31 protein-coding genes and 1 tRNA gene are annotated in these 26,555 nt (G+C 65.1%); 21 read left to right on the top strand and 11 right to left on the bottom strand.

The features are described 5' to 3' along the window. Positions 1–4 precede the first annotated feature (4 nt). The 14 genes from PX52LOC_RS32275 to PX52LOC_RS41245 all read left to right on the top strand — a co-directional run bounded on the left by PX52LOC_RS32275 (position 5) and on the right by PX52LOC_RS41245 (position 7,453). Complete coding sequence (locus PX52LOC_RS32275) at positions 5–520, top strand: hypothetical protein (RefSeq protein WP_149113941.1); 516 nt, start codon at positions 5–7, stop codon at positions 518–520. 452 nt (positions 521–972) lie between these two features. Further along, positions 973–1,362: a hypothetical protein gene (locus PX52LOC_RS32270; protein ID WP_149113940.1), complete on the top strand. Its 390-nt coding sequence runs from the start codon at positions 973–975 to the stop codon at positions 1,360–1,362. A 172-nt stretch (positions 1,363–1,534) separates the two neighbouring features. Further along, positions 1,535–1,822 carry a hypothetical protein gene (locus PX52LOC_RS32265; protein ID WP_149113939.1) on the top strand — a complete coding sequence of 96 codons (288 nt, stop codon included), beginning with the start codon at positions 1,535–1,537 and terminating at the stop codon, positions 1,820–1,822. A gap of 82 nt (positions 1,823–1,904) precedes the next feature. Then, positions 1,905–2,504 carry a sigma-70 RNA polymerase sigma factor region 4 domain-containing protein gene (locus PX52LOC_RS32260; RefSeq protein WP_149113938.1) on the top strand — a complete coding sequence of 200 codons (600 nt, stop codon included), beginning with the start codon at positions 1,905–1,907 and terminating at the stop codon, positions 2,502–2,504. A 64-nt stretch (positions 2,505–2,568) separates the two neighbouring features. Continuing rightward, positions 2,569–3,153, top strand: a complete 585-nt coding sequence (locus tag PX52LOC_RS32255) for a helix-turn-helix domain-containing protein (RefSeq protein WP_149113937.1) — start codon at positions 2,569–2,571, stop codon at positions 3,151–3,153. A gap of 23 nt (positions 3,154–3,176) precedes the next feature. Then, positions 3,177–3,485, top strand: coding sequence for a hypothetical protein (locus tag PX52LOC_RS32250; protein ID WP_149113936.1), 309 nt, complete (start codon positions 3,177–3,179; stop codon positions 3,483–3,485). A gap of 37 nt (positions 3,486–3,522) precedes the next feature. Beyond that, positions 3,523–4,005, top strand: a complete 483-nt coding sequence (locus PX52LOC_RS41255; RefSeq protein ID WP_168219345.1) for a hypothetical protein — start codon at positions 3,523–3,525, stop codon at positions 4,003–4,005. A 53-nt stretch (positions 4,006–4,058) separates the two neighbouring features. Continuing rightward, positions 4,059–4,556: an IS630 family transposase gene (locus tag PX52LOC_RS32240; RefSeq protein ID WP_149113935.1), complete on the top strand. Its 498-nt coding sequence runs from the start codon at positions 4,059–4,061 to the stop codon at positions 4,554–4,556. Beyond that, positions 4,505–5,095 carry a transposase gene (locus PX52LOC_RS32235; RefSeq protein ID WP_168219344.1) on the top strand — a complete coding sequence of 197 codons (591 nt, stop codon included), beginning with the start codon at positions 4,505–4,507 and terminating at the stop codon, positions 5,093–5,095. The genes PX52LOC_RS32240 and PX52LOC_RS32235 overlap by 52 nt, the downstream gene beginning before the upstream one ends. 30 nt (positions 5,096–5,125) lie before the next feature. Beyond that, positions 5,126–5,911 (top strand): hypothetical protein, encoded by a 786-nt coding sequence (locus tag PX52LOC_RS32230; RefSeq protein ID WP_149113933.1) that lies wholly within the window; start codon positions 5,126–5,128, stop codon positions 5,909–5,911. A 109-nt stretch (positions 5,912–6,020) separates the two neighbouring features. Continuing rightward, positions 6,021–6,416, top strand: coding sequence for a hypothetical protein (locus PX52LOC_RS32225; protein ID WP_149113932.1), 396 nt, complete (start codon positions 6,021–6,023; stop codon positions 6,414–6,416). 49 nt (positions 6,417–6,465) lie between these two features. Further along, positions 6,466–6,906 carry a transposase gene (locus tag PX52LOC_RS32220; protein ID WP_149113931.1) on the top strand — a complete coding sequence of 147 codons (441 nt, stop codon included), beginning with the start codon at positions 6,466–6,468 and terminating at the stop codon, positions 6,904–6,906. Then, entirely contained in the window at positions 6,864–7,283 is a 420-nt protein-coding gene (locus PX52LOC_RS41250) for a transposase (protein ID WP_246173809.1), read from the top strand. The genes PX52LOC_RS32220 and PX52LOC_RS41250 overlap by 43 nt, the downstream gene beginning before the upstream one ends. Positions 7,284–7,297: 14 nt before the next feature. Further along, positions 7,298–7,453: a hypothetical protein gene (locus PX52LOC_RS41245; protein WP_168219343.1), complete on the top strand. Its 156-nt coding sequence runs from the start codon at positions 7,298–7,300 to the stop codon at positions 7,451–7,453. 26 nt (positions 7,454–7,479) lie between these two features. Here the strand turns inward: PX52LOC_RS41245 and PX52LOC_RS32210 are convergent. The 3 genes from PX52LOC_RS32210 to PX52LOC_RS32200 form a co-directional block, all read right to left on the bottom strand. Beyond that, positions 7,480–7,552: transfer RNA gene (locus PX52LOC_RS32210), tRNA-Ile, on the bottom strand. Positions 7,553–7,813: 261 nt separating this feature from the next. Continuing rightward, positions 7,814–9,244, bottom strand: coding sequence for a sulfatase family protein (locus PX52LOC_RS32205; RefSeq protein ID WP_149113929.1), 1,431 nt, complete (start codon positions 9,242–9,244; stop codon positions 7,814–7,816). 37 nt (positions 9,245–9,281) lie between these two features. Then, positions 9,282–10,826: an extracellular solute-binding protein gene (locus PX52LOC_RS32200; RefSeq protein ID WP_149113928.1), complete on the bottom strand. Its 1,545-nt coding sequence runs from the start codon at positions 10,824–10,826 to the stop codon at positions 9,282–9,284. A gap of 196 nt (positions 10,827–11,022) precedes the next feature. Between PX52LOC_RS32200 and PX52LOC_RS32195 the strand changes: the two genes are divergently transcribed. Both PX52LOC_RS32195 and mutY read left to right on the top strand, forming a co-directional pair. After that, entirely contained in the window at positions 11,023–11,712 is a 690-nt protein-coding gene (locus PX52LOC_RS32195; RefSeq protein WP_149113927.1) for an FHA domain-containing protein, read from the top strand. A gap of 85 nt (positions 11,713–11,797) precedes the next feature. Further along, positions 11,798–12,907 (top strand): A/G-specific adenine glycosylase, encoded by a 1,110-nt coding sequence (gene mutY, locus PX52LOC_RS32190; protein ID WP_246173808.1) that lies wholly within the window; start codon positions 11,798–11,800, stop codon positions 12,905–12,907. Between the two features lie 4 nt (positions 12,908–12,911). Here mutY and PX52LOC_RS32185 read toward each other — a convergent pair whose 3' ends face one another. Continuing rightward, positions 12,912–13,475 (bottom strand): hypothetical protein, encoded by a 564-nt coding sequence (locus PX52LOC_RS32185; RefSeq protein ID WP_149113925.1) that lies wholly within the window; start codon positions 13,473–13,475, stop codon positions 12,912–12,914. Between the two features lie 184 nt (positions 13,476–13,659). Further along, positions 13,660–14,439, bottom strand: a complete 780-nt coding sequence (locus tag PX52LOC_RS32180; RefSeq protein WP_149113924.1) for a pseudouridine synthase — start codon at positions 14,437–14,439, stop codon at positions 13,660–13,662. A gap of 118 nt (positions 14,440–14,557) precedes the next feature. Here PX52LOC_RS32180 and PX52LOC_RS32175 point away from each other — a divergent pair, with 118 nt between their 5' ends. Continuing rightward, the gene (locus tag PX52LOC_RS32175) at positions 14,558–16,855 is read left to right on the top strand and encodes a S1C family serine protease (protein ID WP_149113923.1); all 2,298 of its coding nucleotides are present in this window, start codon (positions 14,558–14,560) and stop codon (positions 16,853–16,855) included. Between the two features lies 1 nt (position 16,856). Here PX52LOC_RS32175 and PX52LOC_RS32170 read toward each other — a convergent pair whose 3' ends face one another. Both PX52LOC_RS32170 and PX52LOC_RS32165 read right to left on the bottom strand, forming a co-directional pair. Next, the gene (locus tag PX52LOC_RS32170; protein ID WP_149113922.1) at positions 16,857–17,363 is read right to left on the bottom strand and encodes a hypothetical protein; all 507 of its coding nucleotides are present in this window, start codon (positions 17,361–17,363) and stop codon (positions 16,857–16,859) included. Positions 17,364–17,460: 97 nt separating this feature from the next. Next, positions 17,461–17,811 (bottom strand): hypothetical protein, encoded by a 351-nt coding sequence (locus PX52LOC_RS32165; protein ID WP_149113921.1) that lies wholly within the window; start codon positions 17,809–17,811, stop codon positions 17,461–17,463. 289 nt (positions 17,812–18,100) lie between these two features. Between PX52LOC_RS32165 and PX52LOC_RS32160 the strand changes: the two genes are divergently transcribed. Together PX52LOC_RS32160 and PX52LOC_RS32155 are read left to right on the top strand one after the other, a co-directional pair. Next, positions 18,101–18,916: a hypothetical protein gene (locus PX52LOC_RS32160; protein WP_149113920.1), complete on the top strand. Its 816-nt coding sequence runs from the start codon at positions 18,101–18,103 to the stop codon at positions 18,914–18,916. A gap of 35 nt (positions 18,917–18,951) precedes the next feature. Then, positions 18,952–19,536, top strand: a complete 585-nt coding sequence (locus PX52LOC_RS32155; RefSeq protein WP_168219340.1) for an alpha-ketoglutarate-dependent dioxygenase AlkB — start codon at positions 18,952–18,954, stop codon at positions 19,534–19,536. Here the strand turns inward: PX52LOC_RS32155 and PX52LOC_RS32150 are convergent. The 4 genes from PX52LOC_RS32150 to pyrH all read right to left on the bottom strand — a co-directional run bounded on the left by PX52LOC_RS32150 (position 19,533) and on the right by pyrH (position 24,173). Beyond that, positions 19,533–19,913, bottom strand: coding sequence for a (2Fe-2S) ferredoxin domain-containing protein (locus PX52LOC_RS32150; protein ID WP_149113918.1), 381 nt, complete (start codon positions 19,911–19,913; stop codon positions 19,533–19,535). The genes PX52LOC_RS32155 and PX52LOC_RS32150 overlap by 4 nt on opposite strands. Further along, entirely contained in the window at positions 19,913–22,768 is a 2,856-nt protein-coding gene (locus PX52LOC_RS32145) for a calcium-translocating P-type ATPase, PMCA-type (protein ID WP_149113917.1), read from the bottom strand. The genes PX52LOC_RS32150 and PX52LOC_RS32145 overlap by 1 nt, the downstream gene beginning before the upstream one ends. Positions 22,769–22,837: 69 nt before the next feature. Beyond that, positions 22,838–23,398 carry a ribosome recycling factor gene (gene frr, locus PX52LOC_RS32140; protein ID WP_149113916.1) on the bottom strand — a complete coding sequence of 187 codons (561 nt, stop codon included), beginning with the start codon at positions 23,396–23,398 and terminating at the stop codon, positions 22,838–22,840. A 40-nt stretch (positions 23,399–23,438) separates the two neighbouring features. Further along, entirely contained in the window at positions 23,439–24,173 is a 735-nt protein-coding gene (pyrH, locus tag PX52LOC_RS32135; RefSeq protein ID WP_149113915.1) for a UMP kinase, read from the bottom strand. A 132-nt stretch (positions 24,174–24,305) separates the two neighbouring features. On the opposite strand from pyrH, the gene PX52LOC_RS32130 reads away from it, so the two are divergent. Together PX52LOC_RS32130 and PX52LOC_RS32125 are read left to right on the top strand one after the other, a co-directional pair. Beyond that, positions 24,306–25,214 (top strand): beta-propeller domain-containing protein, encoded by a 909-nt coding sequence (locus PX52LOC_RS32130; RefSeq protein ID WP_246173530.1) that lies wholly within the window; start codon positions 24,306–24,308, stop codon positions 25,212–25,214. 127 nt (positions 25,215–25,341) lie between these two features. Next, positions 25,342–26,553 carry a HEAT repeat domain-containing protein gene (locus PX52LOC_RS32125; RefSeq protein WP_168219339.1) on the top strand — a complete coding sequence of 404 codons (1,212 nt, stop codon included), beginning with the start codon at positions 25,342–25,344 and terminating at the stop codon, positions 26,551–26,553. The last annotated feature ends 2 nt before the right edge of the window (positions 26,554–26,555 follow it).

The raw sequence follows: 26,555 nt of genomic DNA, 5'->3' as shown, positions 1-26,555 counted from the left end.
GAAGTTGAAGGGGCTTGCCGCCCAGCAGACCGTGCTGGCCGGCGTCGGCGTGGTGAACTCCGACCAGGTCAAGGCCTTGCAGGACAAGCGGCCCGCCCTGGAGGCCATCCGCGCGGCGGGCGACCGGGACGCGGCGTCGGTCAGTTACGCCGGCGCCCGGAAGCAGTTGGCCACGGTCAACGCCAGCGAGTTCTTCGCCAACCAGCCCCACCAGAGCTCGCCCAAGTTCGACGACATCCAGACCCGCCTAGCCGGGCTCGGTTTGAATCAGAAGCAGGCGGTGGACGTGACCAAGCGGTGCGGCGAGATTTACGACACGCCCGGACCGGAAACCAACAAACTCTTCCACGCCCGGCTGAACCAGGACGCCGCCGGCGAGGCCGAGGCGGCCGAGGCGCTCCGGGCATCCTGCAGAAGGCCATCCGCGAGCAGCAGTTTTCGGAGCAGCACTCCAGCAACAAGACCATCCGGGACACGGCCCGGGACCAGCTCGGCGGCATCAAGGCATCGACGGCGGTAAGGTCGCCGACGTGGTGAGCGGCAAGGGGGCGGTTGACTTCCTGACGGCGTTGGAGACTTTCAGCGGCGGCGAGAAGTTGGAGTTCCTTCAGGGCAGCATCGCGAAGGTGACGGAGGAGTTCAACCGCCTCCAGAAGGAAGTCGCCGCCCTCCGGGCCGCGGCCCAGGCGGCGAACCCGCCGGCGAACCTGAACCCTCCGGCGGCAGGCGACCCGAACGTCGTGCGGAAGGCCATGGGCGGGTCGATTGGGCACCCGGGCGGGTCGATGGGGAGCGACACGGTCACGGCGTGGCTGACCCCGGGCGACTTCGTCGTGAACGCGGGCGGCCCAGGTCAATCTCCCTCTGCTCCGGCAAATCAACGGCGGGGCGGCCCACCTGGCCAAGGGCGGGAACGTCGACCCCGACGCCCTCTTCCTGGCGAAGGCCGACCCGCACGGCGCGGCGGGGTTGTTGAAGCGGAAGAACGACGCCTTCGACTACGTCGCCAACCGGAAGAAGATTCGGTCCGGGGCGAGCGACTTCATCACCGCGTCCGTCGGGGCGGCGTACACCGAGGCGGCGGTCGGCAGTCTGGCCCGCCGGAGCTTACTACCGGGGTCGACCTCCCGGCCCGGGAACGAAGGCCAGAAGAGCGTGGCCGCCCGAATTGCGGCGATGCGAGACGAGTCCACGGAGGCGGCGTTCCAACAGGACGACGACTTCCAGCGGTTCCTCCGCCGGACGAACAACCCGGACCTGTTGCAGGGGCGGTCGAAGAAGTTCGCCGCGGGCGGCGTTGTCCCCAGCGTCGGGAACGGCGACACGTCCCCGCCCTGCTCACGCCCGGCGAGTTCGTCCTGAACCGCTCGGCGACCGGGGCGATTGGCGTCGGCCCGCTCCAGCGGTTCAACCGGGTCGGCCTGGTCGGCGGGGCGGCGTACATGGCGGACGGTAGGGCGCTCCCGTCGTCGGCCGGCCCGGCCCCCGTGTCAGCCCGGAGGCGGTCGGGGCGTTCAACCAGCCATCGACGGCGTTGGCCGGGTTCGCCCAGCCGGTGGCCGGGTTCACCACGGCTGGCCAGCAGATGGCCCAAGCGTTCAACGTGTTCGCGGGGAACGCGACGGCCCTGGCGACCGCCCTGAGCGCGATGCCCCGGACGCTCACGGGCCAGTTCCAGCACCATGTGACGGTCACGTTCAACGGGGCCGAGGTGCTGAGCAAGCTCTCGCCCGAAATCAAAAGCATGGTCACGGCCCAGGTCCGGAAGTCGTTGGGCCAGGTCTTCAAGGAACAGATGCCCGACGCGGGCGTTAAGGTTTAATGCGGACACGACCGGCGTTGAGATTCTTTCCCCTCCTTCACGGACCGTTGATGCCATGACCTGTTCAACATAGCCATCGTGGGTGCCACCCGGTAAGACCAAGGCCGAAGTCCTCGCGGCCATCGAAAAGGTGATCGGCATCCTCGCCGAGTCCTTCGCGTTCGGCCACTTCGACGTGGACGACATTAAGCAGGAGGGGCGGGTGTTCGCCCTCTTGGCCCTCGGCCGCGAGAAGTACGACCTGGCCCGGCCGCTCGAAAACTTCCTGTACCGGCACGTCAAGAACCGCTTCATCAATCTCAAGCGGAACAAGTTCCGCCGAACTGACGCCCCGTGCAAGGCCTGCCACACCGGCAACCCGTGCGGCGGACCGAACCAGTTCTGCCCGCCGTACGCCGCGTGGCTGAAACGGAACGAGGCCAAGGCTTGCCTCTCCCGGCGACTGGACATCACGCGGGTGTCGGGTGACCGGGAGGGGTCCGTCCGCGTCACGGACGCGGGGCAGGCCGCCGTCGAGACCGACGAGTTGGTGGCGCGGATTCGCCAGCGCCTGCCGGTCGAGTTGCAGGGGGCTTTCCTGAAGTTGCGGGAGGGGGCGCCCGTCCCGAAGCCCCAGCGGGACGCCGTACAGGCCGCAGTGCGGGAGATACTGGACGGGCCGGTCGTTGACGAAACCCTTTGAAAACGGTCGAAATCACCTCAAAACTCGCTGAATCCGCGATGAGTCCTCGGATTCGGTGTACTTGATGGCGAACGACCCTCCCGAGGACCACCGCGTGTTAATGACGAAGGCCGAAGTCGCGACCCGCCTGAAGGTTTGCCGGAACTCCGTCGACCGATTGCGCGCGTCGGGCAAACTGCCGGCCGTGTCGTTCGGCCGCAAGATTCTGTGGCAGAGCGAGGTCGTCGAGAATTTCATCCGCCAACACGAGGACAAGCCGATGTACCACCGCCAGCCGGTGACCGACCAGATGATGGACAGCTTCCGCGTCGAACAGCAACCTGTGCCGAAGAACACTCCCGAGAGCAAGAAGTTATCTCGTGAGGAGGCGTGGATTACGGCGAATCCGCGCGTCCCACACCCCAACGATTCCGACATTCGTTTCACGCAGGAAGAGTTCAACCTCCTCGGCCGACTCCTCGCCATACGTGGATTTCAGGGGACGTTCGACCCGGCCCACAACATGGGTCCGGCCGAGTGTCGTGAGTTCACCCGCTCGTTGGACGACTTCTGCCGACTGATGAAACTGGCCTACGACGGACGGGGCATCGTGTGGAGCCGGCCGGACGCGACGAGCCCGGGAGCCCGCGCGCGGGCCAGCTACCTTTAATCCCCACCATTCCAGGAGAAACGATGGCGACGATTTTGGTCCGATTCGACACGAAGGACAAAGCCCTGACGGGTTCGATTGACGGCAAGGTACTCCACGACCTGACCGAAGTGTTCCTCACCCGCGGCAGCGACAGCGAGTTCGGGTGCTCCCTGAGCTCCCGCACGGAGTCCGAGCCGGACGGCATGACCCGCCTGGTCGCCGCCGAGAGCGTGGAGGGGCGGCCTCTGGTCGGCGTGGAACGCCAGTCGGTGCGGTTCCCCGAGTTTGTCCTGGCCGAGGCACGAACAAAGACCGAGGCCGACATCGCGCAATTCTTCGCCGCCCACTAACGCCGCCACGTGAGTAGGGAGAGGGAACCCGAGAGCAATGTTTGAAGTGCCCGTCTACAAGGCGGAAGTGGACGCCGGGGTCGCGGACATCGTCCGGGCGTCTGCCTCCCTTGCTCACGCCGCGCCCGTCCAGGGCTGGAACCCCGGCCCGGCCGTCCGGGCGGCCCGCGACCTGGCGGTGGCCCGACTGCGGTCTTCCCAGGGCCTGGCCCGCGCCCACCTCGGCGACTTCGACCTGCACTTCCTGCAGACGATTCTCGCGACGACCGGGTGGAACCGGAACGACGACGTGTTCGACCCGCTCGAAGTGTGGGTCGCCCGGCACACGCCGTCCCACAAGCCGTTCAACTACGAGCACGACTGCGCCCACATCATCGGCCACATCATCTCCAACTGGGTGATGGACGACGAGAGCCAGGCCGTGGCCGAGGACACGGCCGCCGACGCCCTGCCCGTGAAGTTTCACCTGGCGACGGGCGGGGTGCTCTACAAGTACTGGGAGAAGCCCGAGCTCTACTGATTCGGAGTTAAGCAACGCTATTCCGTGAGGCCCTCGGTCGCTACGCTTTCGGGATGAGGAGCAAAGGAACTGCCCAAGAGTTGGAAGCCCGCCGCCGGCTGGCGGCCGCCAGGTGCGGCGAAGGTTGGACGCAGGTCGAGGTGGCCGCCTTCCTGGGCGTCCACCCGGTCACGGTCGCCAAGTGGATGGCCCGCCACCGGGCGGCCGGCGATGCCGGGCTGGCCGCGAAGCCGACGCCCGGCCGGCCCCGCTTCCTGTCCCCCGCCCAGGAGCGGCGGGTGCTTCGGTGGCTCGACCAGAAGCCGACGGCCCACGGGTTCCGGACCGACCGGTGGACGTCCCGGCGGGTGGCCGACCTCATCCGCCGCAAGCTCGGCGTGAACTTCCACCCCGACTACCTGCGGGCGTGGATGCGGGGCCGCGGGCTCAGCCCGCAGAAGCCGCGGCGGCGGGCGAAACAGAAAAACCAACCGGCCATCGACGGGTGGGTGAAGACCGATTGGCCGCGGATCGAAAAAAAGCGGCCGAAACCCGGGCGCACCTCGTCCTGATCGACGAGACCGGGTTGTTCCTCAACCCGCTGGTGAGGCGGTCGTGGGCGAAGGTCGGGAAGACGCCCGTCTTGGCCTCCGACGGCGGCCACCGGGACGAGGTGTCGGCCATCGGGGCGGTCACCGTCTCGCCGACCGGCCGGCGGCTCGGGTTCTACTTCGCCACCGAGCCGGGCGGATTCTTCACGGCCGGCAAGGTGGTCGGGTTCCTCCGCGGCGTACTGAAGCACCTGCGGGGGAACGTGGTGGTCGTGTGGGACCGGGGGGGCAACCACCGCGGCCCGGTGGTGCGGGACTTCCTCGCCCGGAACCGGCGGCTGCGGTTGGAGATGTTGCCGCCGTGGGCCCCGGAGCTGAACCCGGTGGAGGCCGTGTGGTCGTGGCTCAAGTACGGCGAGCTGGCCAACTTCGTGCCCGACGACACCGATCACCTTGACGACGAGGTGGTCGATCGGCTGATCGAGCTGAAGTTCAACCCGAAGCTACTGCGGGCATTGTGGGAGCGATCACAACTGCCGTTCCCAAAGAGGAATCAATAGCTTTGGTTAGATCCGAATCAGTAGGAGCGCATGGACACCATCCTGGCGGAAATCGCCAAGGGCGAGTGGTTCGTGTCGATGGAGTGCCTGTTCGCGGGCTTCGACTACTCGATGCGGGCCCGGGACGGGACGACGCGGGTCGTCGCCCGGAACGAGCAGACCGCCTTCTTGACCAAGCACCTCCGCGCGTACGGCGGGACCGGCGAGTACCAGGGCGCGAAGGTCGGCCGCCTCCTCCGCAACATCGTGTTCTCGGGCAAGGGCCTGGTCCGCAAGCCGGCCAACCCCGAGTCCGTCATCCTCACCGACGCCGAGCCGTTCTCGGCGACTAAGGCCCATCACGTAACAGACGCTTACCAACTGAAAGACTGGTGTCGCATGACCGCATCATCGCAACCCGACCGGCTCCGCCTCAAGCTGGCGGAGACCCGGCTGGGCCTCAGCCCGGCCGGCGCGGCCGAGTTCGTGGCCGCCTTCGTAACATCGACCGGCGAGCAGTTCGCCTGGCAGGTTGAGTTGGCCGCCAAAGCCATTGCCAAGAGCAAGCTCACCTCCGTCCCGCCGAAGTCGACGCCGGTTCCGCTCCCCCCGAAGGGCACGCCGGCCCCGCTCCCGCCGAAGTCGGCACGCGCTCCGTCCACCACGGCGTCCGTGGAGACCGACGATGCGGGCGAGCAGTCGGCGACCGACGTCGACTTGAGCGGGGCCGTCCTGGATGCGGTTCCGACCCTTTCGACGGCCGGAGACGATACGCGTGTCCACGACCTTCGGACCGCCGTCGCTGCCTACTTCGGCTACGAGGACGTGGACGCCTAATTTTTGACCCAGATTCTTAGGAGCCAGCCGTGGCGTTGAAGAGCGAGCGAGACATCATCGAGACCGACATCACACGCTCACGTGCGATTCGGTCGCCGAGCGTGGGGTTGTGCTGGTCCACAAAATCAGCGGCTCCGGCTCAGCCCTTGGTGGCACCGCCGGCCGGGCGGACCTCCTGGCCAACCCGTCGGGGTACAAGGTGGCCGGCCTGCTGCTGCACAACGTGATGGAACTCGACGAGACGCGATACTACCGCAACCGGCACAACGGCGAGATGAACAAGGGCGAGCGCTGCACCTTGCTGAAGAAGGGACGCGTGACCACGAACAAGGTGACCGGCACCCCGGCCGTGGACGACGTCGCCTACCTCACGTCGAACGGCACCCTAACCCCGACCGTGTCGGCCACCGGCGGTGTCGTGGCCACCCCGAAGGTCGGCCAGTTCGCGTCACTCAAGAACGAGGACGGGTACGCCACCGTTGACGTCGACCTCCCCATCGCTTAGAGCTAGCGGACAAAACCCTACAACGGCGGTGTCGCTTGGGGGCACCGCCATGCGGTTACAGTCGATTGCCCGCCGCCGACCCGACGAGGTGTGGGCGGCCTTCGAGCCGGTGCTGCCGCCGGTCGTGTGGAAGGGCGAGGGGCGGCCGCCGGCCAGCAACCATGCGTGCCTCCACGGTCTGCTGTACGCCCTCGTCACGGGCATCGGGTGGGAGTACGTGCCGCCGTGCTTCCCGTCGGGCAAGACCATCCGCCGCCGGCGGGAGGTCTGGTTGACCGCCGACGCCTTCCGGGAGGCGTGGCGGCGGTCGGCCGAGCGGTACGAGGCCCTGCGGGGCGTCAACGGGGACCAGATCCTCATCGACGGCTCGAAGAAGCCGTCAAAAAAGGGGGCGCCGCCACCGGCCGCAGCCCCGTCGATCGTGGCAAGTGCGGGACCGCCGCCCACATCGCCACCGACCGGCACGGGGTCGTCCTCGGGGCCGTCGTGACCGGGGCGAACGCCAACGACGGGGTGCAGACGCGGGACGTACTCGACGCCATGGTCATCCACCCGCCGCCGGCCGACCGGCCGAACCCGGACCCCGACCCGCGGGACCGGCCGCGGGTGCGGGGCGACGGCGGGTACGGCAACGGGCCGAGCCGGGAGCGGGCGCGGCGAGCCGGCTTCCGCCTCGTGGCCCCGTGGCAGGGCCGACCCCGCCGGCCGGGCGTCGGCCGCATCCGCTCCGGCGTCGAGCGAGGGCATGCGTTCCTGTCCCCGTTCGGCCGGGTGGCGCGGCGGCTCGACCGATGTAGTCGGAGCTACCCGGCGTGGGTCCAGATGGCAGCGACCCTCGTCATGATCCGGACGGGTTTTGTCCGCTAGCTCTTAAGCCCGAAGTGCTCCAGCGGCTCATGCGGCACAAGAGCTACCAGACGACCCAGAAGTCTTACATCAACCCGACCAGCCAGTTGGAGGACGCGATCGCGGACATGCCGGTTCCGAACGTGCGGCGGAAAGAGTTACCGAAACCGGACGAACCACCGGTGTCATAAGCAGTGCTCGTTCCGGGAAGTGGCAGTGGGGCCTCCGGGATTCGAACCCGGAACCAAGCGATTATGAGTCGCCTGCTCTGACCGTTGAGCTAAGGCCCCGAAGGACGTCATTCTACCGCACGGTCAACGTCGTCGGCGACCCTGGAATCGCTCAGACGGTGATTTGTGGTATGTCGGCTGTCTCGTCTCGTCGCAACTCCCTACAAAACAAGGGCCTCGGTTTTTTTTCACCAAGCGATTATGAGTCCCCCTGCTCTGACCGTTGAGCTACGGTCCCGTGCTCCGATTGTACCGTCCGGCACGCGCAACGTCTGCCGTCCGTTTACAGAGTGGGAGAGGGTAAAAAGAGGTTCGCAAGATCTACCGCATGGGCGGGTCGGCCAGGCGACCCGGTTCGCGGGTGCCGGTTCCCTTTCGCTTTGTCAGGGCGTCGCCTAGGTCCGCCCGTGCCTGCTCGGCGTGGGCGAGCATCGCCTGCAAAACGGCCGGGTGGTCAGCGGCGACGTTCTTCGTTTCGCCGACGTCGGCTTCGAGGTCGAAGAGCATCGTGTCGAGTTTCACCTGTTTGTAGCCCGCCGGCTTGCCGTCCATGCCGGGCTGCCGGTCTTCGATCATGCGACAACTGTGGGGGAGGATGAGCTTCCACTTGCCGCTGCGGACGGCCTGGAGTTCGTTCTGGTTGTAGTAGAAGACGTACGCCTCGTGAAGGCACTTCGCGCCGGGCTTGGCCGTCAGTAGGTCGCCGATGTCCTTGCCGTCGATGGGGGAGGGGGGCAGGTCCGCACCCGCGAATTTTGCCAGGGTCGGCCACAGGTCAATGGTCATGGCCGGTTCGGTCTGCACGCTCCCTGCCGGAATCTTGCCAGGCCACCGGGCGATGAACGGCTCGCGAAGGCCACCCTCCCAGACGCTCCCCTTGCCCTCGCGAAGATTGCCCTTCGTGCCGGCGTGGTTGCCGTAACTCAGCCAGGGGCCGTTGTCGCTGGTGAAGATCACGAGCGTGTTGTCCTCGATGCCGGCGGTCTTCAATTCCGCGAGGACGTCGCCGATGGCGGAATCGAACTCCTGAATCACGTCGCCGTAGACGCCGCCGGCACCCGACGAGCCGCGGAACTTCTCGCCGACGAACAACGGCACATGCGGGAAGGTGTGCGCGAAGTAGAGGAAGAACGGCCGCGCCTTGTTCTCGCGAACGAACTGCACCGCCCGGTCCCGGTAGCGGGCCGTCAGCGTGGCTTGCGTCTCGGCCGTGACATCGTGGTCGACGACCTTTTCGCCGTCGAACAACGTGAGTGGAGGGTACGTTCCTTTCTTCGCCTCCGGGTGGTGTGGCCACATGTCGTTCGAGTACGGCAAGCCGAGGTAGGAATCGAAGCCGTGCCGCGTCGGCAGGAACTGCGGGTGGTGACCGAGGTGCCACTTGCCGACCATGCCGGTCGTGTACCCCTTCGATTTGAACATCTGCGCGAGTGTGACCTCCCGGTCGCTGATGCCGTGCTTCGCGTTCGGGGGGAGGGCGCCGTGGATGCCGAGCCGGTTCGAATAGCATCCAGTCATCAAACTGCACCGCGACGCCGAGCAGACCGGCTGCGAGACGTAGAAGTCGGTGAAGCGAATGCCCTCCTTCGCCAACCGGTCGAGGTGCGGTGTCTTCCACTTCGTCGCCCCGAAACAGCCGACATCGGAGTAGCCGAGGTCGTCGGCGAAGAAGATGACGACGTTCGGCGGTGCCGCCGCCGAACTGACCCCGGCCAACGCGAGGAGGCCGAGTAAGGGGAGGACGACACGCATGGGCATTCTCTCCGCGACGGAAACCGTATCCGACAGTCTATCGAAGGCCTGCACTCTGGCGGCGCTCCGCCTTGAGTGCCTCGGGCGGTCGCGTGCTGTCCGCCTTCCGCCAGGCCGCGTCGGCCGCCGCGAGGGCTTCTTCGGGCGAACGGGTGCCGGCCGCGACGGGGGCCAGCTCGCGGGCCAGGATTGCCATTTGGTCCGCTTGGTCGGGGCCGCGAGCCGCAATCACGGGGTTGGCCAACCCCACGTCAACGGAACGGCGGACGGCGTCGGCGAGTTGACGAGATCGCTTCTCGTCGAACCCGTACCGCTGCCAGATCGACTCGTGGGCTTGGTCCAGGTGTTCCGCCCGGAAGGGGCCGAAGCCGAGGGTCGGGTCGCTGAGGAGTTCCGCACTGCGTTCCAGCCGGGACAGTTCTGAAAGGAGGTCGAAGGCCGCCGCGGGGTCGGGGCAACTGTTGCGGACGATGCCGAGCCAGCCTTCCGCGCCGAAGTACGGGATAAAGTTCGCGCCCTTGCCGTTGTCGCCGGCCGACCGGGGTTGGCCGTCCTTGCCGTCGAACGAGACCTTCGTGCCGGGAAGGGCGGCCACGCCGATGGTGGGAGGGGCGGCCCCGCCGTCTTTCGGCAGTCGGCCGAGTTCCCGCAGCGAGACAACCGCCATTACGGCCGGCCCGGAAACGAGCGCGGCAATCGGGTCGGCCTTCCCCGCCCCGTCGGCTTTCATCCGGCACCGGGCGACCCGGGGGAGCCACTTGGCCGTTTCGACGAACGCGGGTTTCAACAGCCGCGACTGCCCAGTTTCGATGTCGTGATGGAACGCCAGCATCTTTGAGATCGGCGTATCGCGGCTGGCCCCATCCTTCATCTGGGCGGTGAACGTCGTCCCCGCGATGGCCTGTCGGTCGTAGCACGCGGCCACGAAGTGGAATTCCCGGAGTACCCGCTCCGGGTCCTCGGCGAGCGACGGCAGACTCGGCTGGCCGCGGTCGGCAAAGAACTCGGCGATGTCGGCAAACTCCTCCCACGTCGCCGGCGGGGCGAGCGGCCGTCCGAACTTGGCCGAGTAGTCTTGGCCCGCTTTTGGGTCGGCCAGGCGGTCAGCGCGGTAGGCGATGAGATACGCTTCGCCCGCGAGCGGGATGCTTTGAGCTTCACCCGCCCAGCTTGCGAGCCGTTCCGTTTCGACGATGAGGTACCGCGACCATTGAAGCGGGTTGTTCGCGTCCCGCAGTTCGTCGGGCAACTTCCGCGTATCGTTCTTGGCGACCCACGCCCCCAATTCGGTGGGGCGGATCACCACGATGTCGGCATTCGGCGTGCCCGGCGGAGCGAAACTCACGGTCGCGCCGGTCTTCTTCGCCCACGCACCGGCACGGCGTGTCAACTCTTGGCCCACGGTCGCGTCGGCACAGGATAAGTGCAGTCGGGCTTCCGCAAAAGGCTGACGCGGTTTGGCCTCGGGGGAAGGGGTGGAATCCCCTCCGCATCCGTAGCCCAGCCCGGAAACGAGAACAAACGGGAGGACAAAGTTGCGCCACCCGGAAAGTTTACCCCGGGCGGCAGATTTCCGTTGCATAATTGTGACTTCGTAAAATAAGATGCCCTTTGAGGGCGTGCTCCCACCCGAATAATTCTATAGGGAAGACCACGCAACGATTTTTTCAGATGGTGCAGGTGATTTTTGCCGTAGGGATGAATCGGTTACTCGCACCCGATTCTCCGTAAGATGCGGCCGCACGTTGTGTACAATTTGATGGCAAGAAGGATTATCCATGAAAGTGAGCCTTGTCGTCGCTAGTGGCGTTCACCAGGGGAAAGTGATTCCCGTGGCCGCTCAGCAATTTATCATCGGGCGGGACCCACAGTGCCAACTGCGACCGGCCAGTCAGGCCATTAGCAAACAGCATTGTGCGATCCTGATTCGCGACAAGGCTGTCTATCTCAAGGATTACGGCAGCACCAACGGCACGTTCGTGAACGAAGTTCAACTCGAACCGAACGCCGAGTTGCTCGTGAAGACCGGGGACCGCGTGCGGGTTGGCCCCCTGGATTTCACGATGCAAATCGTGCTACCCCGGCCGTCCGACTCGACGCCCCTGCCGGACTCACTCAACCTGACCAACAGCCCCACGGCCGAGAAACTTCAACAGGCGACGGGGCAGAAGCCGCCGTCCCCGAACGCCTCTCCCGCGCCAAAACCCAAGCCCCAACCGATCCCCGGACCGGGCGGGTCCGATCCGGAAAGCGACGACAACATCGCCGCGATGCTCCTTGGCATGGGCGAAGAAGCGAGCGTTCCGGAAGGTAGCACCGTCTTCGAAATGCAGTCCGTCAATGCCGATGGGACGCCGAAGAAGGAAGAGACACCCGCGCCCGAGGCCAAGAAGGGCGTCCCAAGTCGCGAGGACTCCTCGAACACGGCGAACGACATCCTGAAAAAGTACATGCGCCGGCCGCGCTGATACCCCGATGCACTCTCTCCCGAAACTTCCGACGGCTTGCTGTCGGAAGTTTTTTGTTTCCTTCCGCAAGATCGCTCGCGTGGCCATGAGACTTCCCGACGGTTGGCCCCCCCGCACCCTCGGCACCCTCCGGCGGCAGGTGCTCGCGTGGTTCGATGCGAACCAGCGGTCGTTGCCGTGGCGGGAGAACCGCGACCCGTACCGTGTCTGGCTCAGCGAGGTGATGCTTCAGCAGACCACGGTGGCAGCCGTCGTGCCGTATTTTCAGCGATTCCTGAAAACCTTCCCGACCCTTCGCGACCTGGCGGCGGCCGACGAGCAAGAGGTTTTGAAGTTGTGGGAGGGCCTGGGTTATTACCGCCGCGCCCGCCACCTGCACGCGGCGGCCAAGCGGATCATCGCCGACCACGGGGGTAAATTTCCCGCCGACGCAACCGCCGTGGCGGACCTGCCGGGCGTCGGCCGGTACATCCTTGGGGCGGTACTCTCGCAGGCGTTCGAACAGAAATTCCCGATCGTCGAGGCGAACAGCCTTCGCGTGCTGGCCCGCTTGTTCGGCTACCGGAACGACCCGCGGGAGGGGGAGGGCCGAGTCTGGGTGTGGGAAGCGGCGACGGCGGTGCTGCCCGAGAAGCGAATCGGCGACTTCAACCAGGCCGTGATGGAACTCGGGGCACTGGTTTGCACGCCCACGTCGCCGAAGTGCCCTTCGTGCCCGTGGGCCAAATCCTGCATCGCGAACCGGGATTCCCTTCAGACGTTGATCCCCCCGCCGAAGAAGCCGCCGGTGATCGTGGCCTGTCGCGAGATCGCGGTGGTGATTCGACACCGGGAGAAGGTGTTGGTTTGTCGCCGATCTCCGGATGCGAAACGGTGGGCCAACCTGTGGGAGTTTCCCCACGCCGATTGGCCGGCCGAAGAGTTGTTCGAAGACGCGGTTGGGCGAATCGCCGAAGAGTTGACCGGCGTTGCCGTGTCGCCCGGGCGGGAGTTGCTCACGATTCAGCACGGCGTGACCCGCTTCGCGATTACGATGACGGCCGCCGAAGCCCAACGGCAATCCGGCCAATTTCGGTCGCCGTTCTATTCGGAAGGGCGGTGGGTTTCGCCCGGCGAGTTGAAGGACTATCCCACCAGTACGCCGCAGCGGAAACTCTTCCTCGAAGTGTCCCGCCCGCAACAACGACTCTTCTGAACGATCAGTCGGCCTTCGGGGACGCCGCACGTGCCACGGGCGTTCTCGCCTTCATGTGCTTCATCAACCACAGTCCCACCACGAGTGCGGCCGCCAGGAATAACGCGAGGCCACCGGCCAGAACGGTCGGAACTTTGTCGGACTTCTTGCCGCTCTCGGCGGCCTTTGCCTTCGAGGGAGCCGTGTTCGGTTCGGCCGTGGCTGGGGGAGGCGTACTCGACTCCGTCGGAGTTGAGACCACGGCTGTCGGCTTCAACACCGTCGTGCTTCCTTCCGCGTTCGGGAAGGTAATTTCCTCGACTTCAAATGAGTAACCCGCCCGCGACGATTCCGGCGCGGCGATGGTTCCCGTCAGCATTGCCGGCTTGATGCCGTCGATCGCATGAACTTGATCGGCGAGCGACTTGGGCGAGAGGAATCGGAGGCGGGTGGTGGCCCGCGAGGTTGCATCGGCAGACACGCTCAACTCCGGCGTCGAACCCGATGACTTCAACTCCGGGTGCAGCCACGCCTCCACAACCATGCGGCTACCGAGGTAGTTGCTCGGTTGTTGTTCGATTTGCTTCAAAGAAACGGCCTTGAACTTCGACGGTGGCGACGCGCCCGCGGTAACAGACAGTGCGAAGACCGCAACGGAAATACAGATCGAGAATCGATGTCCCAGCCGGATCACGCTACGCCCCCTCAACTAGCGCCCAGCGGACGCCACAATTAAGGAGGTAGCACAGAATTGGGCGAGAGGCCGAAGCGTGTCAGGATTTCGGGCGGTCGCCCTCGCCGGTGGCGCGGCGGTGCAACTTCTCCAGCTTCTTGAGCCCGTCGTCCACGGTCTTCTTGAGCGAGTTCAGTTCTTCCAAACTGAGCTTGCGGGCTTTGCCCTTCGGCAGACGGTCGAGGTCGATCGGGCCGATGGCCACGCGGCGGAGCTTCATCACCTTGTGTTCGAGCTTGGCGAGCATCCGACGGATTTCGCGGTTCTTCCCCTCACACAGCACGATCCGTAGCCACGTGCTGTCGCCCTGCGCCTTCACCCGGCGGACCCGCTTGGCCTTCACCTTGCCGTCGCTGAGCCAGACGCCGTCGAGCAACTGCTTCAAGTCTTGCTGCGTTGGTTGCCCGGCGACCAGCACCAAGTACGTCTTCTCGACTTCGAACTTCGGGTGCATCAGCTTATATGCGAGTTCGCCGTCGTTGGTCATCAACAGCATGCCTTCGCTCGCCTCGTCCAGTCGGCCGACGGTGAAGACGCGCTGCTCGATGCGGGGGATCAAGTCCTTCGCGAGCGGCCGCCCGGCGGGGTCGTGGTTGGTGCAGAGGTAGCCGACGGGTTTGTTCACCACCCAGTAGACGGTCTTCTCGGTGCGAACCGGCGCGTCGTCCACGCTGACCTTGTGCTGGTCGGGGTCGATCTTGATGCCGAGGTCGCGGATGATGCGGCCGTCGACCTTCACACGGCCGGTCGCGATGAGTTCATCGCACTGGCGGCGGGAGGCGATGCCGGCGTGGGCCAAATACTTGTTGAGGCGTTCCATACGGTGATTCTACAACCGAATCCACCCGCGCGGGGCCGCCTGATGGACTCTTTCCGTCGGGGGCCGACTGTGTTACCCTCTTGAGTAGACCATCTTATCGCATCCCGAAGGCTCTCCCATGTACCGCCTCGTCTTGGCCGTCGTTACGTTCGGGATCGTTTCGCCCGCCTTCGCGCAGAACTCCTTGAAGGAAGAAGAACTTCTGCGGATCAAGGCGGCGACCGTCTTCATCAAGGTCGGCGCGGCCCGCGTTCGCGCGACCGGGTCGGGCTTTCTGGTGAAGGTCGAAGGCGAGACGGGCTACCTCGTCACGAACGACCACGTCATCGATCTTTCGTTCGGCGGGGACGAAATGCCGGGGGAGAGCGCCAAGAAGTCAACTCCCGTCTCGGTCGTGTTCGACAGCGGCACGGCCAAGGAACGCGAGATCAAGGCTTCGATCGTCGCCGCCGATCCGGAGCGCGACCTGGCGGTTCTGAAGGTTGAGAAGGTCAAGGGTTTGCCCACGCCGCTCGACATCAGCAACCCGCCGAAGCTCTTCGAAACCATGCCGGTGTTCGTCTGCGGCTTCCCGTTCGGCAGCGGGTTGGCGGCCGGGAACAAGAACCCGGAAATCAGCATCGGCGGTTCGACCATCTCCAGCATTCGCACCGAGGCGGGGGCCACCGACATTTCGTCGGTCCAGATTAACGGCGCGTTGAACCCCGGCAACAGCGGCGGGCCGGTCGTCACTAGCGACGGTAAACTCGTCGGCGTGGCGGTGAAAACCGTCCGCGGGGCCGGCATCGGTATCGCCATCCCGCAGCACGAGGTCGCCGCCGTCATGCGCGGCCGCGTGGGCCGGTTGCTCCTCCTTCCCACGAAGATGGACGCGGAAGCGAAAGGGGACATCCCGGCCAAACTGGAAGTGGGCATCATCGACCCGCTCAAGAACGTGAAGTCGATCACCGCCCACTTCCTGCCCGGGGGTAAGCCGCTACCGAAGACGCCGGAACCGCCCGGTCCGATTCCCGACGCGATGAAGCTGCCGCTGAAGCTCGTGGACGATCAAGGCACTGCGGAAGTCACCCTCCCCGACGGCGGGAAGAAGGGCCTGATCGTTCAACTGGAACTGGAAGTGGCCGAGGGCAAAATTTTCACCAACGCCATCGCGGTTGCGGTTGGGCCGACGGGGCCGGGCGCACTCGGTCGGCCGGCCCCGTCCGATCCGAACGGCCCGCAACGCACGCCCGACGGCAAGCTCAAACTCGCGAGCGGCATCCTTCTCCCGTTCCCGAGGAGTCCGGTGATGTTCCCCACGCCGTCGAACTCGGAGAGTGTCAGCATCGTGAACGCTGCCCCCGCGCCGTTCGTCGGCAAGACGATCCGCCTGGACGCCATCAGCGGGTGCGTCATCAACCCGACCGACAAGAACGAGTTCGAACTGATGGTGGAAACCGACAGCGAGAACGTCCCCTCGGAACTTCGCGTCGTCCTACCGAAAGATCTGGCTCTTCAGGTGGCGGACCTCGGCATCCCCGAACTCATCACGGTCGTGATCCAGATCAAGTTCCCCGTGCGGGTGGTCGGGAAGTTGGCGAAGCCGGTCGGCCGCGAACACCGTTACACCCTGACGGCCGACTCGATCGAATTCCTCGACGAGGAGGGCAAGGCCGTCACGACTCTGAAGCCGGAGAGCAACTTGCCCGCCGGGAAGCCGACGCTTGCGACGGTGAACCGCTTCCCGGACAAGTTCGTCGGCCAAACGCTGACGTTCGACGCGCTGGTGAAGGGTACCCGGTACTCGGGCGGTACCGGCATCGACCTCGGCACGCTGAACTTGGCGTCGCCGTTGAACCTGGAAGTGTACACGTCTCGCAGCCTCGCCACGCAGGTCGAGAGCGACATCGCGAAGGCGGACCTGCCGGCGCGGGTGCGGGTTACGGTCGAGGTCAAGGCCATCAACGGGAAGACGCAGAAGGGCGTCGTCGGCGTCAAGCAACTCGACGTTCTCGGCGACGGCGACAAGGTGAATAAGTCGTTGAAGACTACGGCGTCCGTGGAGTACCCCGCGATACCGGCCCCGCCGAAGCCGTCCGCGGTGCCCGCCCCGGCGAAAGTGGAGGAGAAAATCAGTCAGGTCGCCCCGCCCGCGAAGCCGGCCGAAGGCAACAGCTCCATGCTCATCGTGGCCCTCGTTGCGGCCGTGGTGCTCGTCCTCGGCGGGGGCGTCGTGCTTTGGATGGCGATGCGGAAATCGAAGGCGGTCGCCGAAGAGGGGGATGAGGAAGCCGAAGAACCGGCCCGCGCGAAGCCCGTTGCGAAGAAGCCCGTCCCGCCCCCGGTCGCGAAGCGTCCCGCCAAACCTGCCCCGCGAGACAAGGGCCGGGAAACGCCGCCCCCGGCCGAAGACAACCCCTTCGCGAGTTTCGAGTGAACTACTTGGCCGCCGGATCGGGCGGGGGGGCGGCACCGGCAATTTCACCGAGGCGGCGTGTGAACTCGTTGACCGGGGGGCCGTCGAATTGGTTCGAACCGATCCGCACTTCAACCCGGTGAAGCGGTCCTGCCTCGTACTCGTTCTTCGGTCGGTGCAGGTAGATCGTCTGACTCCGACCGTTGGCAAGTGTGACCCGGATTTGCCCGAGGTAGATGCCACGCGACGTGGGGGCCGACACGCGATCGGCCTTCCGCAACAAACTAAGGACCGCATCGAAGTCGCCCGGCGGCACGGCAAACTTCGACTTGTTACCAGGGATGTCCGGCCCGCCGTCGGGGCGGTTGAGCACGAAGGCTTCAACCGCCGTCACTTGGGCCATGTCGATCTCATCGACTGATTGAAACGCCGGCTCGCGAAATGCCCCGACGAGAAGCGGAATGACGATCACGGGGAAGAGCAGAATTAACCCCAGCAGCCCCGCCCAGAGCGGGAGTCGGCTTCGCAAAGATGGTCGTGGGGACTGTCCACCGGCCGCATCATTTTCAGTTGGTTGCATATCCCTATCTTAGCGGGTCAGCCTCACCGTGGCGGCCTTCGCCGTTCTACCGGAGCAGACCCACCTGCCGCAGATCGCCGACCCGATAGAGGGCCACGTCCGACCGGCGAATCGGCTTGTTAATGAACAGGCGGCCCGTCCCGACCTCGTAGTACCCCGGTTGACCCCCTTCGGTCCCGAACTGCAACTCGGTCGGGTGGGCATCCGGGCCGGACCGGATCAAGAGGTATTCCACCACGTCGGACGCCGGCGACACCCGGTAAGCGTCCACCGAGATCATCACGTCGCCCCGGCCGCGGTTCGTCGGCGAGATGTGCGGGGCATCCACCACCGACGCCCGCGTCAGCAGCACCAGATCGTCGTCCCCGACGCACGCTTCGCGGTTCGCATTTCCCATCACCGACCTCCCTGTTTGCGACTGTGCCAACAGACGCCCGCGCAGTACCCGACTTGCGCGGCGGAGGCGGGTAAACCGATTGACGAACGTCACCGCAGTTTACCCGGCCGGAAGAAGTTACCCAGAGTGATGCTGCTTGGTAAAACACTGGCCGAAGCCCCATCCGTGCGGCAATTCACCGCGTATTGAGAGTAGCAACTCGGCGCAGCACGTCCTAACGCACGGCTTCCGTAGCGTGTAGGACAGCACGTTCGCAAACAACTCCGACTTCTGTCCGGGAGAGGCCGTCATGGCAACCATCGACGCGACGAAGACGACTCTGACGATGACGGTGCCGGGGACGAAGCCCACGGTGGCACCAATGGTCGTCACGACGCAGGACGGATTCTACTTCGATTCGCCGTCGATAGATGCGAACGGGTCCATACGCCTCAAAGGGACCGCGGGTGAAAATGTCGCCAATTGGACGCTCGGTTTCGTCCAACTCAAGTACATTGGGACCAACCACTCCCGCTATCGGGGTGCGACCGTCAAGGACGGCAGCATTTTGGTCACGAATAGCAATCAGATCGTGTGCCGTGATACCTTCGGCCCGGGGACCGACATTTGGTATGACAGTCTCGTTTCGGGCGGAACCACCGGCCCGACCGGGACGAATAAACTGGCCGCCGGGACGGTCATACCGACGGCCGGTTTTCTGGACGTACCGGCCCACTTGTTCGACCAACCCCACCGCTGGTGGGCGTCGGTCGAACAAAACCCCGTCGTTGCCGGGAAGCCGAACAACTTCCTGCACTACACCGTGATCGAACTGCTCTTTTGCACGATGCTCGTGGCGCAAGAACCGGGCGGCAAATTCCACCTACTCAAGCACTTCTACTGGAACGTCATCTGGGAGCACACGTTCAAACGCGACGGTACCGGAAAGGTCATACCGGACAAGGCGGTTCGCTTGCAACAAAACCTGCAGCGGCCGTCCCACAGCGGCAATCCGCGCGACAGCAAGTTCCTCGGTAAGGAGTTCGACTTGAAACTTCCGGTCAGCAACACCGTCTCCCGGCGCACCCCGGCCAAGATCGCGGCCAAAGATTGGAAGCAAGGGTAGTATCCCGCCACGACGATCGACCGGGTACGATGGTCATGGACCAAAAGCCATTCCGAACTTATGAACTCGGCGGAGGGCTTGCGTTCTTGACCGGCCGCCTACCGGCGTTCCTGGTGTGGACGCCGCAACTGTTCGTGGAAGCTTGGCAACTGCACCCGGAAGCTAGGCCGACGATCTTCCTCCACGGCCGTCACGTCACGATCCCGCGATGGCAGCAGGCTTACGGGGCCGACTATCATTTCAGCGGGCAGACCAGTCACGCGGAACCCGTTCCCGCGATCTTGGAACCGATCCTTCGCTGGGCCACGGAGGCCGTTCACCCGCAACTGAACGGCGTCCTTCTGAACTGGTACGACGGCCCCGACCAGTACATCGGCCCGCACCGCGACAGCGTGAAGAACATGATTAAGGGCGTGCCGATTGTCACGATCTCATTCGGCGAGACGCGGACGTTTCGGTTGTCGTTGGGCGGGGAAAGGCGGGACTTCCCGGCCGAGAACGGCACGGTGTTCGTCATTCCGCAGGAGACGAACCGGGTCTGGAAGCACGCGGTGCCGAAGTCCACGCGGTACACCGGCCGGCGGATCTCGGTGACGATCCGGGGATTTGCTCGGCCCTAATTCTCAGCCGTCGCCGACAGCGGGTTGCGGGCGAAGATCCATTCCTCGATCGGCTGGCCCTGCACGAGGTGGCGCTCGACGAACTCCGGGATGCGCTCGGCCGTCATGCCGTGGTAGTACGTGCCCTCGGGGTAGACGACGAGGATCGGCCCGCCCGCACACACCCGTAGGCATTGCACCTTCGTGCGGTAGCACGCGGCCGGGCCGGTGGACAGCGACAGGCTCCGGCGCTTCAGTTCGTCTTTCAACGTGTCCCACGCCTTCGCCCCGGCCTCGGCCGAACAACAGGCTTCGCCGATGCACAGGAAGACGTGTCGGTGATATTCGCCGATGAGTAACTTCTTGGCTATCTCGGCGAGCTTGTCCTTTTCGTCCATCACGACCTCCTGATGCCGCGAACGCGGCGGATGACTTCAGCGAACAGCAGAACCGACGACGTGGCGGCGAGGATGGCCAACCAGTCGAGTACAGCGAGCGGTTCGACGTGGAAGACCCGGCCGCCAAAGGTGACGATGGCCACCTGGACTGCGAGCGTAATCAGCATGATGGCCAGGAAAACGGGGTTACGGAACAAGCCCGACAGCCCCGACGTGGTGAGCGAGAGCGACCGGCAGTTGATCTGATTCCAGACCTGGAACAGCACGTAGACCGTGAAGAAGATCGTGACCTGCCGGGTCGTGAAGTCGGCGTACTCGGCCGAGCGTTCGCCGTCGCCCGCGAACCACCCGCCGCGCTGCATGCCTAGCAAGAGGGCGACCATGACCGCGACGAAGAAGCCGGCGGTGATGGCGATCGTGCGCATCATGTCCCGCGTGACGATGCTCTCGTTGCGGCGCTTCGGCGGCATCCGCATCAGGCCCCGCCGCGGCAATTCCGAGCAGAGTGCAACGGCCGCGAACGTGTCCATGATGACGTTGATCCACAGCAGTTGCAACACCGTGAACGGCGGCTTGATGCCGAGGAACGGCCCGAGGAACGCGATCACGAGGGCCGAGACGTTGATCGTGAGCTGGAACTGAATGAACTTCTGGATGTTCTCGTAGAGTGCCCGGCCCCAGTGAACGGCGTGGACGATCGTGCTGAAGCTGTCGTCGAGGAGGACGATCTTGCTCGCCTCCTTCGCGACCTCGGTGCCGGTGATGCCCATCGCGAGGCCGACGTCCGCCTTGCGGAGCGACGGGGCGTCGTTCGTGCCGTCCCCGGTCATTGCCACGACGTGGTCTTGCTCCTGGAGCAACTTCACCAGCCGATATTTGTCCAATGGTTGGGCGCGGGCGACCACGCGGAGTTCCGGCAGGCGGGCTTTCAAGGCGTCGTCGTCGAGGGCGGCGAGGTCGTCACTCGTCAGAACTAACCCACCCGTGGGGCCGATCAACCCGGCATCCTGGGCAACGGCCCGGGCCGTCTCCGCGTTGTCGCCGGTAATCATCTTCACGTCGATGCCGGCCTTGCGGCACTCCGCGATCGCCGCCGCAACGTCGTCTCGCAACGGGTCGCGGATGCCGACGAAGCCGTCGAAGGTGAAATCACCGGCAATGCCCTCCAACGTGGTTCCCGCGGGGAACTCTCGGTGGGCGAACGCTAGTGTTCGCATCCCGTCTGCCGCGGCCTTGTGAAGTCTCTGTTGAATCGACTCGCGTTGGTCCGGCGTCAGGTCGCACTCGCCCAGGATCAGTTCCGGCGCGCCCTTCACGAACAGGATCACTCGGCCTTCCGATTCGACCACCGACGACATCCGCTTCTTTTCCGAGGAGAAGTGCGACTGCGTGAGGTACGTCACGCCATGCCGTTGGACTTCGACCTCGACTTCCCCCTGGGATCGGAGCCAGTGGAGTAACGCCCCTTCCGTCGTGTTGCCGATGACGATGGTCTTGCCGTCCTTCTCGGCGAGGTTGGCGGTCGAGTTCACGGCGGCGTTCCGGCGGAGAACTGGTGAATCGCCTTCGACCTGGACGACCGTCATGCGGTTGCGGGTCAGCGTGCCGGTCTTGTCGGTGCAGATGACGGTGGCGGAGCCGATGGTTTCGCAGGCCACCAGCTGGCGCACCAGCGAGTTGGCCCGCGTCATCTTCCGCATCGCAAGCGCGAGAGACACGGTCACGCTCATTGGCAGCCCTTCCGGCACGGCCACGACGATGACGATGACCATGTAGACGAAGTAGCCGATGAGGACGCGGAGGTCCGCGAGCAGAACTTTGACGAGGTTCTCGTCGGGCGACGCCCAGCGGAGTTCGCCGGCGAGCAGGCCGCGCACGAAGAGGGCGAGGAAAATCGCCACGGCTGCGAGGTAGCCGATCTTACTAATCAGTCCCGCGAGGACCGTGAGTTTCTCTTGAAGGGGCGTGGACTCTTTGCTCAGAGTCAGCTTCCGCTGAACGCGGTCAGCCTCGCCCGAAACGGCAGGGTCGGCTCCGCTCAACCGCCGGGCGATCTGGCCGAGCATGGTGTCGTCGCCGACGTTGGTGACGACCATCCGCCCGACGCCGCCGACGACCTGCGTACCGCGGTACAGACTGACCGGGCTGCCGGGGGCGTCGGACTCTTCCGCCTCGGCACACGCCGACTTTTCGACCGGCTCGGATTCGCCCGTCATCAACGCCTGGTCGAGTAGCAACTCGTTCGCGACCGTCGGCCGACCGTCCGCCGGCACTTCGTCGCCCGTCTCCAGCGCGATCAAGTCGCCGACAACTAACTCTTCGAGCGGCAAGAGTTGAAGGCCGCCGTCCCGCACCACCTTCGCGCGAATAGCGTCTTTCTGGGCGTTCAGTGCCTCGAATTCGCGGTCGCTGCGGTACTCGCTCAGGAACGCGACGCCCGTTGCCAACGCCACGGCCACCATGACCGCGAGGCCCTCGTAGGAGGGATGGCCGAGGCCGACACTCAGGGCGACGAGGCCGGCGGCCAGCGTGAACAAGCCGGCCGGAACCCACGCCGCCAGTCGCGGGACCAACCGCAGTGCGAACACGAGCGCCGTCGCGAGGAAACCCAACCCGCCTGCCCAAATCGCGGCTTCGAACAGGTCGATGACCAGTTTGAGCAAGCAGGCGGCGAGGAGGATGAGGATGATCGGCTCGTCGAACTTCGCGAGCAGTTTCATCCAGACCGAGTCGCGCGGCAGGGGCGTCAGTCGGTTGTGGCCGAACCGCCGACCGCTTTCGCCCACCTGCCCGCTCGTCAGACCCGCGTCGCGGCTGTTTGGGAAAAGCTCGAAGACCGCGCGGAGCGTTCGCATGAAAGGCCCGGGGGAAGAAAAAAGCACCCGCGAACGCGGGTGCTTCTGTTGACCATCATACGGTCGCGGTTAGCCTTCCATCACTTCTTTCGACTTCTTGTCCGCGGCGTCGTCGATCTTGGCCTCGTAACTCTTGAGCAGGTCTTGCACCTTCGCCTTGCCCTTGTCGCGGTCGTCTTCGGTGATCGTCTTCGCCTTCTCGGCGTCTTCGAAGTTCTTGTTGCCGTCGCGGCGGATGTTCCGGCAGGCGACCTTCGCGTCCTCGGCCTTCTTCTTGATCTCGGCCACCAACTTCTTACGCTGGTCCCCGCTCATCGGCGGCAGCGTCAGGCGGATGACCTTGCCGTCGTTGTTCGGGGCAAGGCCGAGGCTGCTGGCGCGGATCGCCTTCTCGATGTCCTTGAGACTGTCGCCGCTGAACGGCTTGATGACGATGCTGGTCGGGTCGGGGCACGAGACGTTCGCGACTTCCTTCACCGGCGTCGGCGAGCCGTAGTAATCGACCCGCAGCGTGTCGAGCATCGCGGGGGTGGCCCGGCCGGTGCGGAGACCCTTCAGGTCGTTCCGCAGCACGTCGAACGCCTTCTCCATCCGCGTTTCGCAGTCTTTCAGGAATTGGGGTGCGCTCATGTCAGTCAATCTCGGCTTGTTGAAGAGGGTGTCGGAAAACTCACTCCACGAGAGTGCCGTGGGCCTTCCCGGCGATGGCCTTCTCGATGGCCATCTCTCGCTTGTAGTTGAAGACCAGGATTTTCAGCTTTGCCTCCTGGCAGTGTTCGAAGGCCCCCAGGTCCATGACCTTCAGTCGGTCCTGAAGAACCTTCGCGTAACTCAGCTTGTCGTACCGGACCGCGTAAGGGTCTTGCTCGGGGTCGGCCGAGTACACGCCGTCGACCTTCGTCGCCTTCAGCAGAATGTCGGCCCCCATCTCGCGGCCGCGTAGGGCGGCGGCGGTGTCGGTCGTCACGAACGGATTGCCGGTGCCGCCCGCGAGGATCACGATGCGGTGATTTTCCAGGTGGCGTTCGGCCCGGCGGCGAATGTACGGCTCGCACACCATGTCCATCGGCACGGCCGACAGCAGGCGGGTCTGGCAGCCGATGCTTTCGAGCGTGTCTTGCAAGGCCAGGCCGTTCATCACGGTGGCGATCATGCCCATGTAGTCGGCCGTCGCTTGCTTGATCGTGTCGAGACCCGCGGAGAACTGTGCCCCGCGGAGCAGGTTCCCGCCGCCGACGACGACGGCCAGCTGGACGCCGCGCTCGACGACCCGCTTCAATTGCTGGGCGATCTGGAGCGTCTCGTCGAGACTGATTCCAGTGCTTTTCCCGCCGTGCCCGAAGGCCTCGCCGCTGAGTTTGAGCAACACGCGCCGGTAAATGGGAGTCAGGCTTTCGTCGCTCATGGTGATCCTGGCGGAGAGATTCGGACCCAGGGATTATAGGTCTCACCCCGACCGTGCCAAGAATGGCCCGTGGCGAAAGAAGCCATCGTCTGGTAGCATCGAAGTTCAATGGCGATTCCCCCGGTGAGGCGAATGATGACCCGAAGCATCTCAACGTATCTCGGCTTGTTCCTTTCCTTGCTCGTCTCGCCGATTTGTCGGGGCGTTGAGCCGATCAAACACGCCTTCATGGCGACGGGCAACGAGACGTTCATCTCGGACGAGAACGGCAAGGCCACCTGGACTTACCCCGCCTCCAGTCGCGACGGCTGGGTGCTGGCGGACGGCCACATCCTTCTGGCGCTCTCGAAAAACAAGGCCTACCCCGGGGGAGCGGCGGTCGTGGTGGACCGGGCCGGCAAGACGCTGTTCGAATTCAAGGGAACGCAGGCCGAGGTAAACACGGTGCAGCCGCTCGACGGGGGCCGCGTTCTGTTGACCGAAGCCGGCAACCACCCGCGTTTGCTGGAGGTCGGAACGGACGGAAAGGTTGTCGTCGAGGTGCCGTTGCAAGCCCAGACGAAGGACCACCACCTGCAAACGCGGATGGCCCGCAAACTGCCGAACGGCAACTATCTCGTGCCGCAATTGCTCGACCGCGTGGTGCGCGAGTACGACGCGAAAGGGAAGGTTCTCTGGGAGGTCAAGACCCCGCACATGCCATTCACGGCCATTCGCCTCGACAACGGCAACACTCTCATCGGTTGCACACTCGGGAACCTCGTGATCGAAGTCGATGCGAAGGGCACCGAAGTCTGGCGGGTGACGAACGACGACCTGCCGAACAAGCCCATCAACGACGCCTGCGGCATCCAGCGATTGCCGAACGGCAACACGGTCATCACCAGCCACCACGCCACCAGCGGTCAGACGAAACTGACGGAAGTGACTCGCGACAAGAAGATCGTTTGGACCCACACCGACGCCCGGAAGAGCGGCATCCACCACTTCCAGATTCTGGACGCGGCCGAGAAGCCGCTCGGCACCGCACAGTATCGTTGAACGTCGGGTCGCACCGCGTTCCGACGTGGCAACTGCCGCCGACCGCCCGGAAACTGTTTGACCGCCTCCACTGGGGCGTCTTATCATGCGCCGAGAGAGACGCCGCCCACCCACCCGGATGACACCGATGAGCCACCGACTTTTCAGGCTGTTGTTGGCGATCCTCTTCCTGACTCCCGCGATGAGTCGTGCGGCCGACGACCCCTCGTTCAACGGCCGGACGCTAACGGAGTGGATGGCGGTACTGAAGGACGACAGCCTGGTGCGGAAGCGCCGGGCGGCCGTGGTTTCGCTCGGCCAGATGATGTCGGGCAACGCCGAGGCTCAGACGAAGGCGATCCCGGCCCTGGCACGAGCACTGAAGAATGACAGCAACGCCGCCCTCCGCGGCCAGGTCGCGAACTTGCTCGGCCAACAGCCGGTGGAAGTGGCCGCACAGTTCTTGCCGGACATGGCCGAGGCCCTCCGCAATGAGAAGGACGCGGACGTACGGAAGGAAATCTCGCTGGCCGTGGGCCACTACGGGAAGTTGTCGGCCTCGGTCGTCCTCCCGTTGATCGACGTTCTCAAAGACACGGCTGCCCCCGCGCGGGCCGCGGCCGCCGACGCGCTCGGGCGCATCGGCAAGGACGCACGGCGGGCCGCGCCGACGCTGGTGCCGTTGGCGGCCGACGCGGACCGGGCCGTGCAGTACGCGGCCGTCTTCGCGCTCGGGCGGATCGACCCGGACGATTCGGAATCGGCGTCGATCGCGATCCTCGCCGTGCTCGAAAAGGAAATGACTCGCGGGCCGAAGGCGGCAACGCTCGGGGCCGGTATCGGCGGTTTCACTGGTGCGACGGCTCGCGACATGGAGATGGCCACGGCCGCCATCGTTTCGCTCGGCCTGCTCGGGGAGAAGTCGCCGGACGTGGTGAAGGCGGTGGCGAAGTTCCTGCCCGACGCCGACCCGGAGTTGCGGCAACTGGCCGCGCTGACCCTCGGCAAGTTCGGGATCATCGGCCGCGTGGCAAGTGCGGAACTACGGAAGGCCTTCGAGCAAGACGCCGACAAACTCGTCCGCGCCTACGCCCTGAACTCGCTCTGTTCGTCATACGGGGCCGAGGCGAAGGAACTGATCCCCGCGTTGGCCGCCCGCCTGAAGGCCGACGACGACTACGAAGTGCGGGTCGCGATTGCCCAACAACTCGGCGGCATGGGGCCGTCGGGCAAGGACGCGATTCCCGCCCTCCGGGAAGCCCGCCGCGATTCGCAATTGAAGGTTCGTGAAGCGGCGGCGTTCGCAATCCGGCAGATCGAGAAGCCGATTGAGAAACCGGTCGAGAAGGCGAAACCGTAACC

Origin of the sequence: Limnoglobus roseus (assembly GCF_008254045.1) — a bacterium.
Taxonomy (GTDB): domain Bacteria; phylum Planctomycetota; class Planctomycetia; order Gemmatales; family Gemmataceae; genus Limnoglobus; species Limnoglobus roseus.
Note: the sequence above shows the minus strand (reverse complement) of the source record. Positions and strands in the feature narration are given on the sequence as shown.

Coding starts and splice junctions, on each gene's coding strand:
- PX52LOC_RS32255 (WP_149113937.1), top strand. CDS start 2,569: ATGGCGAACGACCCTCCCGAGGACCACCGCGTGTTAATGACGAAGGCC.
- PX52LOC_RS32250 (WP_149113936.1), top strand. CDS start 3,177: ATGGCGACGATTTTGGTCCGATTCGACACGAAGGACAAAGCCCTGACG.
- PX52LOC_RS41255 (WP_168219345.1), top strand. CDS start 3,523: ATGTTTGAAGTGCCCGTCTACAAGGCGGAAGTGGACGCCGGGGTCGCG.
- PX52LOC_RS32240 (WP_149113935.1), top strand. CDS start 4,059: ATGAGGAGCAAAGGAACTGCCCAAGAGTTGGAAGCCCGCCGCCGGCTG.
- PX52LOC_RS32230 (WP_149113933.1), top strand. CDS start 5,126: ATGGACACCATCCTGGCGGAAATCGCCAAGGGCGAGTGGTTCGTGTCG.
- PX52LOC_RS32220 (WP_149113931.1), top strand. CDS start 6,466: ATGCGGTTACAGTCGATTGCCCGCCGCCGACCCGACGAGGTGTGGGCG.
- PX52LOC_RS32205 (WP_149113929.1), bottom strand. CDS start 9,244: ATGCGTGTCGTCCTCCCCTTACTCGGCCTCCTCGCGTTGGCCGGGGTC.
- PX52LOC_RS32200 (WP_149113928.1), bottom strand. CDS start 10,826: ATGCAACGGAAATCTGCCGCCCGGGGTAAACTTTCCGGGTGGCGCAAC.
- PX52LOC_RS32195 (WP_149113927.1), top strand. CDS start 11,023: ATGAAAGTGAGCCTTGTCGTCGCTAGTGGCGTTCACCAGGGGAAAGTG.
- mutY (WP_246173808.1), top strand. CDS start 11,798: ATGAGACTTCCCGACGGTTGGCCCCCCCGCACCCTCGGCACCCTCCGG.
- PX52LOC_RS32180 (WP_149113924.1), bottom strand. CDS start 14,439: ATGGAACGCCTCAACAAGTATTTGGCCCACGCCGGCATCGCCTCCCGC.
- PX52LOC_RS32175 (WP_149113923.1), top strand. CDS start 14,558: ATGTACCGCCTCGTCTTGGCCGTCGTTACGTTCGGGATCGTTTCGCCC.
- PX52LOC_RS32165 (WP_149113921.1), bottom strand. CDS start 17,811: ATGGGAAATGCGAACCGCGAAGCGTGCGTCGGGGACGACGATCTGGTG.
- PX52LOC_RS32160 (WP_149113920.1), top strand. CDS start 18,101: ATGGCAACCATCGACGCGACGAAGACGACTCTGACGATGACGGTGCCG.
- PX52LOC_RS32155 (WP_168219340.1), top strand. CDS start 18,952: ATGGACCAAAAGCCATTCCGAACTTATGAACTCGGCGGAGGGCTTGCG.
- PX52LOC_RS32150 (WP_149113918.1), bottom strand. CDS start 19,913: ATGGACGAAAAGGACAAGCTCGCCGAGATAGCCAAGAAGTTACTCATC.
- PX52LOC_RS32145 (WP_149113917.1), bottom strand. CDS start 22,768: ATGCGAACGCTCCGCGCGGTCTTCGAGCTTTTCCCAAACAGCCGCGAC.
- frr (WP_149113916.1), bottom strand. CDS start 23,398: ATGAGCGCACCCCAATTCCTGAAAGACTGCGAAACGCGGATGGAGAAG.
- pyrH (WP_149113915.1), bottom strand. CDS start 24,173: ATGAGCGACGAAAGCCTGACTCCCATTTACCGGCGCGTGTTGCTCAAA.
- PX52LOC_RS32130 (WP_246173530.1), top strand. CDS start 24,306: ATGATGACCCGAAGCATCTCAACGTATCTCGGCTTGTTCCTTTCCTTG.
- PX52LOC_RS32125 (WP_168219339.1), top strand. CDS start 25,342: ATGAGCCACCGACTTTTCAGGCTGTTGTTGGCGATCCTCTTCCTGACT.